Raw genomic sequence first — 13028 nt, 5'->3', positions numbered from 1 at the left:
ATTATCGCTTGATTTCTAATCAAAAAAAACCAATTGGGTCTTGTTTAAACTGTGAGATTGCCCAAATTCTAGACAAAAATTGAGCCATTCGGCTAAAAACCGATTCAACTGAATTTTTTCATCAGGCTGTTTCATTTGTTTGTTTGGATAGGGGAACACTGGAGGTAACATCCCCTGATTCAGGCCAGACAAGACTTCAGCTACTTTCGCATCGTGGTACATTCTGACCAAATAACGTCTTTTTAAACTAATGTTTTGCGATTCCTGTAAAAGCTCGTAGGTGGCGGTGTGTTCACTTCGCTGCTTTAACGAAATCAAAAGGTTAGGTTGCCCATCAATATGTACTGAAAATGATTGTTCGAGTTCAATATCCACTAGATTGACAATGCGAGAGAGCTTGGCATAGTTACTCGAACAAAGCGCCATAAACTCTTTGAGGTTAGGGGTATATTTACGTTTTACTGCTGTCATATCGTATTCACACACTTCTTTAACGGCTTAACACAGTCCTCTTAATGGGTTAACACGGTTTTCTCGTGTAATAAGAACCATTGTACCGCAATTAGCGCCATAGCGTTATTGATCTGCCCACGCTCCATAAGAGTGAACATTTCCGAGCGCTCGAGTACTAAAACTTTGATATCTTCATGCTCAGTTTCTAATCCAGCAAACGCTGCGGCATTATCACTATCCACCAAGCCTAAATATAAATTCACATACTCCGTTGTTCCGCCAGGGCTGACCCAATAACCGGGCATAGGAATTAACCTCTGAATATCACAGCCTGCCTCTTCCTGCACTTCACGGTATGCCACATCTTCCGGCGCCTCTCCTTCTTCAACCATTCCAGCAACAATCTCAACCAGCCAAGGCGTATCCTTACCAAGCAAAGCACCTGGACGACATTGTTCAATCATGACAAAGCAGTCTTTCTCTCGATCAAACAACAACACACCAACGGCATTACCACGCTCAAAGATTTCCCGCTCAACCACAGGGCTCCAGTCACCTTGGTAGCGTCGGTGTTGGTATCGGTATTTTTTCATCGAGAAGAAACCGTTATAAAGCTCCTCTTCACCTAATATTTTAATGTCTTCCTGTGTAAATTGGGTCATTCGATATATTCCTCTACCCTAAATAATCTCGTTGAAATACGCTGGGCGACTGGTTGGTCACTAAAACCACTCCCAATAACATAACACTCTTTCATAATCTGTTACACTTAGCGTGTTGTTTGAAATATAAGAAATGACTATTCTTTAAGCTAACTGTTAAGAGTAAGCTGAGATAGTGAGTCAAAAACCTTAACTAAGTGGGGTATGAATGACAAGCGCAGCAACCGATTTCGAAACAGCAAGACACAATATGGTTGAGCAGCAAATCCGTCCATGGAATGTGCTCGACCAAAGAGTATTGGATAAGATTCATGGCTTGGCACGTGATAAATTTGTACCTAAAAAGTATAAGTCTATTGCTTATGCTGATACGCAAATTCATATCGGCCATAGCCAAATTATGATGACGCCTAAAGAAGAAGCTCGGATGTTACAAGCTTTGGCGATAAAGCCTACTGATATTGTTTTAGAAATTGGTACAGGCACCGGTTACTGCACGGCTCTTTTAGCCAGCCTTGCCGAAAAAGTATACAGCGTCGATATTATTGAAGAATTCATAAACTCAGCTAAAACGGTCACCGAAGAGCTAGGGTTAACGAATATCGAGTTTGAAGAAGGCGATGCAGTGAATGGCTGGCCCCATCACAAGCCCTATGATGTTATCGCGATTACCGGGAGTTATTACCAGCTTCCTGAGCAGTACTTAACGCACCTTACTGTGGGCGGGCGTTTATTCTGTGTCACCGGCACAGAGCCAGCCATGAAGGCAGAACTGATTACGCGCTTAGGCGAGGATGAGTGGCATTATGAAAGCCTCTATGAAACCGTTATTCCAAGCCTAATTAACAGCAAACCCAAACCGCAGTTCAACTTTTAGTACTGCGCTAACCGAACAATAAGCACCAGAGAGACAGTTTCTGATGAAGATGACAACCACATATAAATTAATTGCCGCGGCGTTGATTGGTAGCTTTGCCAATGCCAGCCTTGCAGATACAGACTTATTAACGGTCTATAAAGATGCTCTGCAAAACGATACGCAATACAAAATAAGCGAAGCCAATTTAAAAGCGACTGAGCAAGATCATAGAATTTCGCGCTCAAGCCTTTTACCACAGATTGGCGGCAGCATCAGTCGCTCGCGCTCTGACTCTGATAGCGAAGGACAAGGGGTGGACGGCGCTCCCTCAGATCCTTTCAACCGAGAAGTGAACTCCACGAGCTACGGGGTGCAGCTCGATCAAGTGATATTTGATTGGGGACAATGGATTGCGCTCGATCAGTCGGAAATGCGTGTTCGTGCCGCTGAATTGACCCATGCAGCTAACCTGCAAAGCCTTATCCTAAGAACCGCTCAAGCATACTTCAATGTTTTGGCGGCTGAAGAATCCCTAGAAATCACGCAAAATGAAAAATCCGCACTGCAAAAGCAGCTCGATCTGACGCGTGAGCAGTATGAATCAGGGCTTGCAAACGCCACTGATTTTTTAAACGCACAAGCCAATTATGATCAAGCCGTGGCCAATGAAATAAGTCAAGAAACGGCTTTAATCAATGCCCAAGAGTCCTTGCGCGAAGTTACGGGGCAATATTACAGTGAGCTTGAAAGCGTTGGAAACTCAATCGCCATGCAACAACCTAGTCCATCAAACATGGACGACTGGATGCGTGTAGCTACAGAGTCTAATCTAGGCTTGAAAGCCCAACAAATGAACGTACGAGTAGCACGAGACGAAGTTAAGCGTAATCGCAGTGGTCATTACCCAAGAGCTGACTTCCGCGTAAGCTACTCCGATAGTGATAGCGATACAGACACAACATTCCCTCAGGGAACAACTGGCACACCAGCTTTACCGCCAGGATTTGTTAGCAGTTCTAGCCAACAATCAAATGGTTATCAAGCAGGCATTACCATATCTGTCCCCTTATTTTCGGGCTTTAGGACTTCCGCTCAAACTGAAAAAGCGAAACAGAACTACCTACGAACCACTCATGAGTTAGAGCAAAACACTCGCTCAGTACAAAAAAATGTCCGTTCTGCCTACACCACTTTGGAAGCATCGATTCAATCTTTTAATGCGAATAAGCGAGTTCTTGAGTCAAGTCAAAGCTCTCTTGAGGCAACTCAAGATGGCTACCAAGCTGGTACTCGTAATATTATTGATGTACTACAAGCCACACGCTCACTATATGCTGCAGAGCGCTCACTAAGCAGAGCTAAGTTTGATTATCTGATTAACGGTTTAATCCTAAAGCAAGCTGTTGGAACACTAACCGAACAGGATATTGAGCAAGTAAATGAATGGCTATTAAATAACTAAAGGCTAAAGTCTGATACTGCTTTAGTGCCTTTCCTTCCATTAAAGAAAAGGTACTAAAGCCTTTACGGTACGCTTTAATGCACCACGGCTTTTTTCTACAACCGCTTTTGCTTGGTTTCCTACCTTTTCCCTATACGCTTCGTTTTTGAATAACTCAATGACTATATCGCTGATTTGACGAGCTGTTCCTGCTTTAAACGCACCACCACCTTCCTCTAGCTCTCGGAAAATTTCTTGGAAGTTATGAACATGAGGGCCAGAAATAATCGGTTTCCCTAATACGGCTGGCTCAATCATATTATGTCCACCTACAGGCACTAAGCTACCAGCCACAAAGGCAACATCCGCTAACTCATAAGCTAGCATTAACTCGCCCATGGTATCGCCTAGTAGCACGTCAACCGAGGACTCCCAACTTTCAGCATCAGAACGTCTTGCATAACTGAAATCATTATCCTCTATCATCCTTGCAACATCATCAAAGCGCTCAGGATGTCGCGGAACAATGATCAGCTTAGCCTGAGGAAAAGCATCAATCACAAAGCGATGGGCTTCTAATAGCAGCTGGTCTTCGCCCTTATGGGTACTAGCCGCTAACCAAACAGCGTCTTGATGAGATGACCAAGGCGGAAAATACCCGTTAGCCCCATTCAACTGAAACTCCTGGTCAAACTTAATGTTTCCAGTAGTTTGACAGTTCTCTGGACTAACACCGAGCTTGATAAACCGCTCACAATCATGTTCGCCAACGGCCAGAACCTTTGAAAATGACTGCATCATGCTCGTGCTCAATGACTTTATTTTTAAGTACTTATCTGCAGACTTTTGTGACATCCTCGCGTTGGCTAACACCACGGGGATGTTTTCTTTCCGCATGTGATGCAGCCAGTTTGGCCACAGCTCTGTTTCCATAATAATCAACGCCTTAGGCTTGATTCTTCGCACAAAGCGCTTAATTGTCCCCGGCAGGTCACAAGGAGAAAAGTGATGTGTCACTTTGTCACCTAACCCTTCGATTATTTGTCTAGCACCTGTCGGAGTGGTCGTCGTCACCACGATATTTAAGTGAGGCTGTTGCTTCAATAGCTCGGTAATGATTGTTTTCGCCGCTATAGACTCCCCCATAGACACTGCGTGAAACCAAACTGACTCTGATTTTTGTTTAGCCACAAAACCAAATCGTTCACGCATAGGTTCTCGGTATTGAGGTGGTTTAAAACTCTTATAAACCCATCGAATACACAACAAAGGTGCACAAAGATAATAAATAATAGTATAAAGGTAGCGTAACAATTAGGTTTCCTTTTTTTGTTTTTCTGCTTCTTGCTTAGCTTTTAAAGCTCTCTGTTTTCTCACTTCTTTTGGATCAATTAATAGCGGACGATATATTTCAACTCTGTCTCCATCGTGGAGCGTATCTGACAGCTTAGCGAGTTTACTAAAAACCCCAACTTTATCCTTTTTAAGGTCAATCTCCGGATGTTTCTCTAATATCCCAGAGCGCTCAATAACAACTTGAATAGTCGTATCTGCTGCGACCGATAGCTGAAGTAACGTTTGCTTCTCCGGCAAAGCATAACAAACTTCGACATTGATAAGCTTTTGTGTGGCGCCGTTACCTAACTCAGACATTAAGAATTCCCTTATGCACCATATACCTGCTTTGCCCTACGTGAAAAAGCTTCAACAAACGACTCTGCCAAATGATTAAAAATACTACCAAAAGCCATACTTGTTAGCATATTTGAAAACTCAAAGTTCACTTCAAGCTCTATTTTACAAGCTTTATCATCTAATGAGGTAAAGCTCCAGTGCCCTGTTAAATGCTTAAAAGGACCATCAACTAACACCATATCAATAGCACTATAAGGCGTATTAGTGTTCTTTGTTGTAAACTCTTTCTCAAAACCACCTTTAGATACCGCCAAACTCGCAATAACGGTGTCACCTGTCCTTTCAATCTCTCTAGCGCCTGCGCAATTAGGCAAGAATTCCGGATACTTGTTAATATCATCCACCAACTCAAACATTTGTTGTGCAGAATAAGGAAGTAAAGCCTGTCTTTTAATGGTTTTCATAGTCAAAACACCCTAAAATCATGGCGCAATTGTAACATTGGCCTTTTAAAAAATCCTAGACTATTGAGGCCTAACTCATTGCATCCTATAATCCCTTTACACTAATTTTATGTATATCTAAAACTATAGAGAGCGTTTGTGGCCAAAAAAGGTAAAAAAAAGACGTCAAGCAGTGCGATTGCTTTAAACAAGAAAGCACGTCATGATTATTTCATAGAAGAGACGTTTGAAGCAGGACTCGCGCTCCAAGGCTGGGAAGTAAAGAGCCTTCGTGAAGGCAAAGTCAATTTATCAGAAAGCTATGTTCTGCTAAAGAATGGTGAAGCTTTTTTATTCGGATGCCACATCACTCCCCTTATCAGCGCATCGACCCATGTGGTAGCGGACCCTCTTAGAACTCGCAAGTTATTGTTAAATAACCATGAACTTGCGAAGTTATTCCGAGGTGTAGAGCAACAAGGATACGCTGTCGTAGCACTAAAGCTTTATTGGAAAAAGTCACTTATCAAGTTAGAAATTGGTCTTGCCAAAGGTAAAAAGAAACACGATAAGCGGGCTACCGAGAAAGAGCGTGAGTGGAACAAAACAAAAGAACGCATTATGAAGCACAGTGTGTGACACAGTTCTTAAAATGACTGGCTGGGACTCTGAAAATACTAGATTCCTGCTACTATGATTTGATAAAAATTACTAGGAAATTGAACGGTTTGAATGCACAAAAGCAGTTATCATTGCCCTTTTTAAAGACAGCGAAGCTTTCTGCGATTGCTGTCGCTGTCGTTTTGTCAGGATGTTCTTTTAAAGAAGACCGGAACGATATTGTTGTGCCTATTATCGATGCGCAACCTGCACAGTCATCAAAACTACAATTTCCACAAGAGACCCAGCAAAAAACGAAAACCGTTCCAACGTACAGTTATACCGTGCGCTCTGGTGACACGCTCGGGATCATCGCACAAAAATACCTTGGTTCCTCACAGCGATATACAGAAATATTAGCGCTGAATGAATTAAAGTCTTCGGATGCTATTTACGTCGGCCAAAAACTACAGCTTCCAACAAAGGGGCTCAAGCAACCAGACGAGCTCCAATCTTCAAACAGCAATAAAAAAAGCTCTGACATCGAACCTAACAAGACCTACCCAGAACTTAATGAGCTAGTGGATTCTCAACAATACAATCAAGCGATTCAGTGGATTTTGAATCAACCGGAATTAAGCAACAACGTCGAGTTGCAGGAACAATTGGTTGAGCTGGCATTAACGCAATCAAAAATTTATAAAAGACAACAGCAGGTAGCTGACGCTGAGACGTTACTTTCAGGGCTAATAAGCGAAGCGCCTTTGACACAAAATAACCAAAAGGCCTTAATTAGCGAGCTTTCAACACTCAAAGCTGAGCAAGAGCTCATTACTGCTAAACGCTTTGCAGATCAATCAAAGTTCGATGAGTCATACGATATTTTGTTAGTGGCATGGCAACAAGTAGGACAGCCACTGGAAAATAATATCCTCTTCACGACGACTAGAAACAAAGTTTCTGAACACTATCACCAAAAAGCTCTTCGCCACTATCGAAGTCAAGAGCTTGAGAGTGCTCTGGTCTACTGGAAAAAGATCCTAGCTGTGAATCCTAATGATGATTTAGCGCTGGTCTACCAAGACCGGGTTAAAGCGCTGCAAAATAAGCTGGAAAACCTTTAATGAACCCTTAGCTAAAAGCTAGGGCTTTTCATTTTTTTCAACGTCAGAAGCATCGCCGTTCCTTGATTCGCTAGAGTCTGAAGACTTAGACTCAGGGTAGTCCAATAGCATAGTTTTCTCGACCTCTGTTAAATCACTCAGTGACGAGTCAATGTCAGTAGTACCCATATGTTGGGTTTTTGTTAGGCCTGCAATCTTATGAGTAAGATCATTCACTTCCTGTTGCAAACGGCCGACTTCATCGTGAGTATCAACCTTGATCAAATCAGCTTGTCCATGAGCTCTGATATCTTTGATGATTTGGCGAGTTTTATTAATACGTCGGGTAAACTTATTTGCCAGCCAATACACTCCTGAGAATACAGCTAACATAATCACAAACATCCATATGATCATGGTAAGAAGCGATGAGCGCGTCGCACTAATCAGATTGTTGCGGCCAATGGCGATGTTGGCATAACCAATTTGTTTATCTTGAAACATAATCGGCGTATCAAAAATAAAAGCTTCTTGCGAAAATTCACTCAAATTTTCAAAGATCTGATTATTTCCCCTACGACCAATCAGCTTGCTATTATCTGAACTCCTATAATTTTTTCCGATTTGCTGAGGTTGGCTACTGCTTTGTACTAGCCCATCTTTATCACGAATCGAGAGATAGAGAATCTCAGAGCTATCAACAATATCAACAGTAATAGCTTGCAAAGCCACATCTTCATCCAGCAACAAAGGTTCTGCTGTTTCACTAGAAATGATTTGCACCATTGAACTGCCGTAGTCGTACACTAATTGGTTCATTAAGGTGTTTTGCTTGTTATAAACCCAAATCATTCCCAACACCATCACAACCAAAACAAGTGATGACAGTGATATCGCCCAGCGAGCCCGCATTGAAACAAAACGGATACCAGCTATCCCTTTCCGCTCCTGCTCGATCTCGTCAGACAACGCATCGAGCTCATCAATAAGCTCTTCCGTTTTGCTATAACGCAAATCTGGATTTTTCTGTAGAAGCCTAAAAATGATACTTTGCCAAATAAAACCCTGCTCGGAGTAAGCATTCAATGGTTTGGGGTTTTGTTGTAACACTGCCTGCATCATTGCGCCGTAATTAGCAGCCTGAAAGGGTAACTCTCCTTTAGTGACTTTGTACAAAATAACACCAAGGGAATATAGATCCGTCTTGAATGTGGTTTCGTTACCAGAGATTTGCTCTGGTGACATGTATGCAGGCGTTCCCATCACTTTTGCCTGCTCGTCTTCACTTTCACCCTCTAAGAACTGGTGCTCTATACGAGCGATACCGAAATCGGTAATTTTGAAACGCTTACCATCGTCCAGCACCAACACATTTTCAGGCTTTATATCTCTGTGTACCACGCCTTTATTATGTGCGTAGTCCAAAGCTTGAGTTAACTGCTGCGCTAGGTCTAAGGCCTCGCTAATGGAGAAAGTTCCGTGCTCTTCAAGATAGTCATCTAGGTTCTGACCTTCAAGTAACTCCATAGCGATATAGGGTCTATTTTGCCAAATTCCTACATCATAAATAGTGACAATACCAGGGTGGCTTAAACCACCAGCAGCACGAGCCTCTCGTAAAAATAAATTACGGTACTCATCTTCTTCGACTAAATCATGTTTGAGCAGTTTAATAGCCAAGGAGCGGCCAATCTCGGGATCTTTCGCTAAATAAACAACAGACATGGCGCCACGGCCGATCTCTTCGATCAGCTCATAGCGACCAATAGTTAATTTATCAGACATGAAGGATGGTTTCTAAAGGAATAACCAGACCAAAACACCAATTAACAGTAACGCTGCCACACCGAAAGATCCAGCAAGCATCCAGTTAATTTCAGCCTTATCATCTTCTTCATCTTCCTGCGCATCGACCAAAGTGAATAAAAACTCAGTGTGCCCAATCTGTATTTTATCGCCAAAAGACAGCTCTCGTTCCGAGATTTTTTCACCATTAACGATGGTGCCATTAGAAGACAATAAATTTAAAATTTTCCACTCACCATTATAGTAAGTAATCTGCGCGTGAGTTGACGAAGCAGCAGGGTCATAAATAGTGACACTGTTGCCCTTCCCTCGACCAATAACATTTTTCCCATAGTCTAATAAAAATGCAGTCCCAGCATGAGGTTTTGTTGTTGCTAATAAAGCAGGTACTTTTGTTCCATCATCTTCTAACTTCTGAATTTCAGCAGCAATCATCCTATCGACTTCTTTCGAGTCAAAAACCAGTGTCCCCTGTGGCCCAGCCTTATCTTCTCGGTACCCTTTATTTGAGTCGGGCTTATTATTTGACGAATCTTGTGACGACATACTTACCTCACGTTTAACCTATTTTTAATAATTCTTTAATTTGTTCGATAAAGCTCTTTTTCTTCTTTTTCCGCGCTTTCTTGATTGGCGAGGAAATAAGAATGACAGAAACATTATCGCTACCCCCATTTTTACATGCAAGCGAGACCATATATTCTACTTTGGCCTGATTATTTCGCTGCATGCGTAAAGCACCGATTAGCTCGGTACGCGAGAGCTCATCATACAAACCATCGCTAGCTAATAACAAGTGCTCCCCATAATCCCACTCTCGGCTCAAAAAGCCAATATTTAGTTGATGATCATTTTCTATTCCCAAACATTGCGTTATAACATGGCGCTTTGGATGGTGTTTGACTTGCGAGGGTTCAAGCAAACCTGCATTCAGTAATTTTTGAACAAGAGTATGATCCTCAGTAAGTTGAGTTAACTCTCCGGTTACTTCGTTCCATAAGTACGCACGACTATCTCCAACCCAAGCTATATCATAAGCTTCATCCTTCGAATGCACAGCAACTACCGTTGCTCCACGGTCTTCTTCTTCGTGTCGATTGTATGCTTTAATAACCGAGTGCGCCGAATGCACTGCATTAAACAGATTAGAGCCGTTGGCAATTGACTTGCGGATTTCTTTAACTGTATAAAGGCTGGCTTGCTCCCCCTGTTTCAGGCCACCGACCCCGTCCGATAACAACCATAAGCCTAGCTCTGAGGAACCATAAACTTTATCGTCATTATTCTCGCGAGATACACCTTTATGAGACAGCATCGCCGACTCAAGGCGTTTTTTATTTTGCTCTGACATTAACCCTCCTACCTATAACCCACAAAGTGTAACCTTTTGTTTAACAAAGGAATGTTAACCAACCCACAAATTACTTTTAGTAATATAATCATTGAAGTCTGTATACACAATCCCCATATCAGTTATAATGCGTTGTTCCATGGGGGCGAATTGGCTTCGACGTGGATTACGAAACTTTAGGTGCATGTCGAGATGTTCAGCGAATCTCGTAAAATCAAAGCTGAAAACTTATAGTTGCAAACGAAGACAACTACGCTTTAGCCGCTTAATAGGCTAACTGTCTACTCTGAGCGTCCTTGGTAGGAGCTAGACAGTCATATACAGGGACTCGCAGGTAACTGTGCTCGGCAGCCAACTGTTAAACTTTCCTCGAGACCGCCTTTGAAAGCCTGGCCATTGGCTCATCATCGGTTAAATTAACAATGGTTCTAAACATGTAGATCCTGAAGCAGAGGATTCGCGGACGCGGGTTCGAGTCCCGCCGCCTCCACCAAATAAACAAAAGCTCACCGAAAGGTGGGCTTTTTTTATTTGTGTGCTTGATATGGGCGAGAACCCGCAGAAGGGTTCGACAAAATTGTCGGGAACAATTTTGAATAGCTTTAGCTAATCCTCGCTTTCGAGGGCGAGGCTCAGGAAGAGCCGAGTAATCCCGCCGCCTCCACCAATTATCAATAAAAAGGTCACTATGAAGTGACCTTTTTTATGTCTGGTGCAAATTGCAAGAATCAGCAGCTAGCTGAGCTCACTCTGCATCAACTGTTTTGCTCGCGCTTCAATACCTGGGTAAGCTTGCTCGCTTAAAAACTCGCGCAACTCATCAAGTCGTTTCCCTAGGTCATGTAACGTGGTAGCACTCACATTAATATGGCCCATTTTACGACCAGGCTTTACTTTTTTACCGTACCAATGACTGCGAACATCATTTGTTGCTAATACTTGCTGAGGAATCGCTTCTTGTCCCAATACATTAATCATTGCACTGGGCTGTTGTAAGTCAGTGCTGCCCAACGGCAAACCAGCAACCGCACGCACATGATTCTCGAACTGGCAACAGAAAGCTCCTTGCTGCGTCCAGTGACCTGAGTTATGGACTCGTGGTGCGATTTCGTTAACCAGCAAGTCACCACCAACGTCAAAAAACTCGATTGCCAACACGCCAACATAATCCAGTGCTTTAGCAACTTTATGGTACGCATCAACCGCTTGGTCTTGGATGTCTTGATTAACGATACCCGCAACTGATAATGTCAAAACACCATCAGTATGTTCATTTTCGGTCACAGGGTAAACCTTCACATTACCTTGCGCATCACGCGCGCCAATTACTGACACCTCACGATCAAACGGAATCATCTTTTCACAAATAATGCTATGCGCCGCATCCTTGTCCAGAAATGCCTGCATTTCTTGCCAGATACCATCGGTTTGGTCGGTAGCTTTTAAACGCCATTGACCTTTACCGTCGTACCCCGCCTGACAGGTTTTAATGACCAAAGGTAATCCTAGCTCTTCGATGGCGCTATCAAAATGAGCACGTTCTGTTACCAATACATAAGGAGCGCTGGGTACGCCCGCCCCATCCAATAAGGCTTTCTCTTTAGCGCGATCCCCACCGCATTCGATGGCTTTTTTACCTGGGAAAAATTTACCGCTTTGCTCACACAGCGCCAAGACATCTGCTGGGACATGCTCAAACTCCGCAGTAATACGGTCGCTGGCAGCAATTGCTTGCTCTAGGGTCTGCTCGTAGCGCTCTCCGGTAACTGGGTGCAGCACTTGCTCACTGACAACGTCGTAAGCACGAATATGAATATCTAGGGGAGTCGCTACAAGCGCCATCATGCGTGCGAGCTGCCCCGCTCCGAGTACTAACATTTGCATATCAGGCTCACTATTCGGCTGGGTTTGGGTTGGCTAAAATAGTGTCCGTTTGTTCGCTTCGGAACTGGTCAATTTTCGCCAGAAGCTCTGGTTGCTGACAGCCTAAGATTTGTGCAGCAAGTAAGCCAGCATTGGCTGCACCAGCATCACCAATGGCTAATGTTCCCACCGCTACACCTTTTGGCATTTGGCAAATGGACAACAACGAATCGACACCATTTAAAGCTTTAGACTTCACCGGCACCCCTAACACTGGCAACGACGTAAAAGCCGCCGCCATTCCAGGAAGGTGCGCAGCACCACCAGCACCAGCAATAATAACCTTAATACCGCGCTCTGCAGCGGAAGAAGCATAATCTGCAAGTAATTGAGGAGTGCGATGAGCTGAAACAACTTTAGTTTCATACTCTACACCGAATTTATCGAGCATGTCTGCTGCATGTTGCATAGTGGGCCAGTCAGACTTAGAGCCCATTATAATACCTACTTTCATTGTCACTCCTCATGAGAACGGTACAAATTTAGGTTACGCAGCTCGATGGCAGTACGTCATAGCTGTGCATCGAGGGGCCGCGCCAGCGATTTCTATCTCGCTGTAAAAATTGTTGCGCAATTATACAAAAAACCCCGATAAAAAGCATGGCTAAGTTTCTTATCTCACAGTCTCCGCAGCTAGCGCCTCTTAATTTCACATGTCTAAGTGTCAGCTAATCAGCACGACAACTCCTAGACGACTTCTCTCAACCAATAAAAAAGCTACCCTTGAGGTAGCTTTTATGAGGTCAGTAATG

The 13028-nt window shown here is 43.3% G+C and carries 14 protein-coding genes and 1 other RNA gene; 5 read left to right on the top strand and 10 right to left on the bottom strand.

Annotated features, from left to right (window positions below; translation table 11 throughout):
* Nucleotides 1-15: 15 nt before the first annotated feature.
* Nucleotides 16-471: a DUF1249 domain-containing protein gene (locus KFK88_RS04300; protein WP_223577420.1), complete on the bottom strand. Its 456-nt coding sequence runs from the start codon at nucleotides 469-471 to the stop codon at nucleotides 16-18.
* 41 nt (nucleotides 472-512) lie between these two features.
* A complete protein-coding gene (locus tag KFK88_RS04295; RefSeq protein ID WP_223577419.1) occupies nucleotides 513-1115 on the bottom strand; it encodes an NUDIX domain-containing protein in 603 nt (200 codons plus the stop codon).
* A 208-nt stretch (nucleotides 1116-1323) separates the two neighbouring features.
* Between KFK88_RS04295 and KFK88_RS04290 the strand changes: the two genes are divergently transcribed.
* Both KFK88_RS04290 and KFK88_RS04285 read left to right on the top strand, forming a co-directional pair.
* Nucleotides 1324-1992, top strand: a complete 669-nt coding sequence (locus KFK88_RS04290) for a protein-L-isoaspartate O-methyltransferase family protein (protein WP_223577418.1) — start codon at nucleotides 1324-1326, stop codon at nucleotides 1990-1992.
* A 43-nt stretch (nucleotides 1993-2035) separates the two neighbouring features.
* On the top strand, nucleotides 2036-3436 hold the full coding sequence (locus tag KFK88_RS04285) for a TolC family outer membrane protein (RefSeq protein WP_223577417.1): 1401 nt from the start codon (nucleotides 2036-2038) through the stop codon (nucleotides 3434-3436).
* Nucleotides 3437-3475: 39 nt separating this feature from the next.
* On the opposite strand, the gene waaA is transcribed toward KFK88_RS04285, so the two are convergent.
* From waaA to KFK88_RS04270, 3 genes are read right to left on the bottom strand one after another with little or no spacing between them, the layout of a single operon-like run.
* The gene (gene waaA, locus KFK88_RS04280; RefSeq protein WP_223577416.1) at nucleotides 3476-4729 is read right to left on the bottom strand and encodes a lipid IV(A) 3-deoxy-D-manno-octulosonic acid transferase; all 1254 of its coding nucleotides are present in this window, start codon (nucleotides 4727-4729) and stop codon (nucleotides 3476-3478) included.
* On the bottom strand, nucleotides 4730-5068 hold the full coding sequence (locus KFK88_RS04275; protein ID WP_223577415.1) for an RnfH family protein: 339 nt from the start codon (nucleotides 5066-5068) through the stop codon (nucleotides 4730-4732). It lies immediately after the preceding gene.
* 11 nt (nucleotides 5069-5079) lie between these two features.
* Nucleotides 5080-5514: a type II toxin-antitoxin system RatA family toxin gene (locus KFK88_RS04270; protein WP_223577414.1), complete on the bottom strand. Its 435-nt coding sequence runs from the start codon at nucleotides 5512-5514 to the stop codon at nucleotides 5080-5082.
* Between the two features lie 138 nt (nucleotides 5515-5652).
* On the opposite strand from KFK88_RS04270, the gene smpB reads away from it, so the two are divergent.
* Both smpB and KFK88_RS04260 read left to right on the top strand, forming a co-directional pair.
* Nucleotides 5653-6132, top strand: a complete 480-nt coding sequence (gene smpB / locus KFK88_RS04265) for an SsrA-binding protein SmpB (protein WP_223577413.1) — start codon at nucleotides 5653-5655, stop codon at nucleotides 6130-6132.
* Between the two features lie 113 nt (nucleotides 6133-6245).
* On the top strand, nucleotides 6246-7217 hold the full coding sequence (locus KFK88_RS04260; RefSeq protein WP_223577412.1) for a LysM peptidoglycan-binding domain-containing protein: 972 nt from the start codon (nucleotides 6246-6248) through the stop codon (nucleotides 7215-7217).
* 18 nt (nucleotides 7218-7235) lie between these two features.
* Here KFK88_RS04260 and KFK88_RS04255 read toward each other — a convergent pair whose 3' ends face one another.
* Genes KFK88_RS04255 through KFK88_RS04245 form a run of 3 tightly spaced genes read right to left on the bottom strand, consistent with a single transcriptional unit; the run spans nucleotide 7236 to nucleotide 10353 of the window.
* The gene (locus KFK88_RS04255; RefSeq protein ID WP_223577411.1) at nucleotides 7236-8981 is read right to left on the bottom strand and encodes a serine/threonine protein kinase; all 1746 of its coding nucleotides are present in this window, start codon (nucleotides 8979-8981) and stop codon (nucleotides 7236-7238) included.
* 12 nt (nucleotides 8982-8993) lie between these two features.
* Nucleotides 8994-9548 (bottom strand): FHA domain-containing protein, encoded by a 555-nt coding sequence (locus tag KFK88_RS04250; protein WP_223577410.1) that lies wholly within the window; start codon nucleotides 9546-9548, stop codon nucleotides 8994-8996.
* 13 nt (nucleotides 9549-9561) lie between these two features.
* A complete protein-coding gene (locus KFK88_RS04245; protein ID WP_223577409.1) occupies nucleotides 9562-10353 on the bottom strand; it encodes a PP2C family protein-serine/threonine phosphatase in 792 nt (263 codons plus the stop codon).
* A 141-nt stretch (nucleotides 10354-10494) separates the two neighbouring features.
* On the opposite strand from KFK88_RS04245, the gene ssrA reads away from it, so the two are divergent.
* Nucleotides 10495-10846: a transfer-messenger RNA gene (gene ssrA, locus KFK88_RS04240) on the top strand.
* A 242-nt stretch (nucleotides 10847-11088) separates the two neighbouring features.
* Here the strand turns inward: ssrA and KFK88_RS04235 are convergent.
* On the bottom strand, nucleotides 11089-12237 hold the full coding sequence (locus KFK88_RS04235) for a 5-(carboxyamino)imidazole ribonucleotide synthase (RefSeq protein WP_223577408.1): 1149 nt from the start codon (nucleotides 12235-12237) through the stop codon (nucleotides 11089-11091).
* 10 nt (nucleotides 12238-12247) lie between these two features.
* Nucleotides 12248-12730: a 5-(carboxyamino)imidazole ribonucleotide mutase gene (purE, locus tag KFK88_RS04230; RefSeq protein WP_223577407.1), complete on the bottom strand. Its 483-nt coding sequence runs from the start codon at nucleotides 12728-12730 to the stop codon at nucleotides 12248-12250.
* Nucleotides 12731-13028 lie beyond the last annotated feature (298 nt).

It is taken from the genome of Kangiella taiwanensis (assembly GCF_020005165.1).
Lineage (GTDB): Bacteria > Pseudomonadota > Gammaproteobacteria > Enterobacterales > Kangiellaceae > Kangiella > Kangiella taiwanensis.
The sequence above is the reverse complement of the archived record's forward strand: the minus strand, read 5'-3'. Positions and strand labels throughout refer to the sequence as shown.

Excerpts from the sequence above, each read along its gene's own strand:
- purE (WP_223577407.1), bottom strand. The coding sequence starts at position 12,730 with ATGAAAGTAGGTATTATAATGGGCTCTAAGTCTGACTGGCCCACTATG.
- KFK88_RS04235 (WP_223577408.1), bottom strand. The coding sequence starts at position 12,237 with ATGCAAATGTTAGTACTCGGAGCGGGGCAGCTCGCACGCATGATGGCG.
- KFK88_RS04270 (WP_223577414.1), bottom strand. The coding sequence starts at position 5,514 with ATGAAAACCATTAAAAGACAGGCTTTACTTCCTTATTCTGCACAACAA.
- KFK88_RS04290 (WP_223577418.1), top strand. The coding sequence starts at position 1,324 with ATGACAAGCGCAGCAACCGATTTCGAAACAGCAAGACACAATATGGTT.
- KFK88_RS04285 (WP_223577417.1), top strand. The coding sequence starts at position 2,036 with ATGAAGATGACAACCACATATAAATTAATTGCCGCGGCGTTGATTGGT.
- KFK88_RS04255 (WP_223577411.1), bottom strand. The coding sequence starts at position 8,981 with ATGTCTGATAAATTAACTATTGGTCGCTATGAGCTGATCGAAGAGATC.
- KFK88_RS04300 (WP_223577420.1), bottom strand. The coding sequence starts at position 471 with ATGACAGCAGTAAAACGTAAATATACCCCTAACCTCAAAGAGTTTATG.
- KFK88_RS04250 (WP_223577410.1), bottom strand. The coding sequence starts at position 9,548 with ATGTCGTCACAAGATTCGTCAAATAATAAGCCCGACTCAAATAAAGGG.
- KFK88_RS04245 (WP_223577409.1), bottom strand. The coding sequence starts at position 10,353 with ATGTCAGAGCAAAATAAAAAACGCCTTGAGTCGGCGATGCTGTCTCAT.
- KFK88_RS04275 (WP_223577415.1), bottom strand. The coding sequence starts at position 5,068 with ATGTCTGAGTTAGGTAACGGCGCCACACAAAAGCTTATCAATGTCGAA.
- KFK88_RS04295 (WP_223577419.1), bottom strand. The coding sequence starts at position 1,115 with ATGACCCAATTTACACAGGAAGACATTAAAATATTAGGTGAAGAGGAG.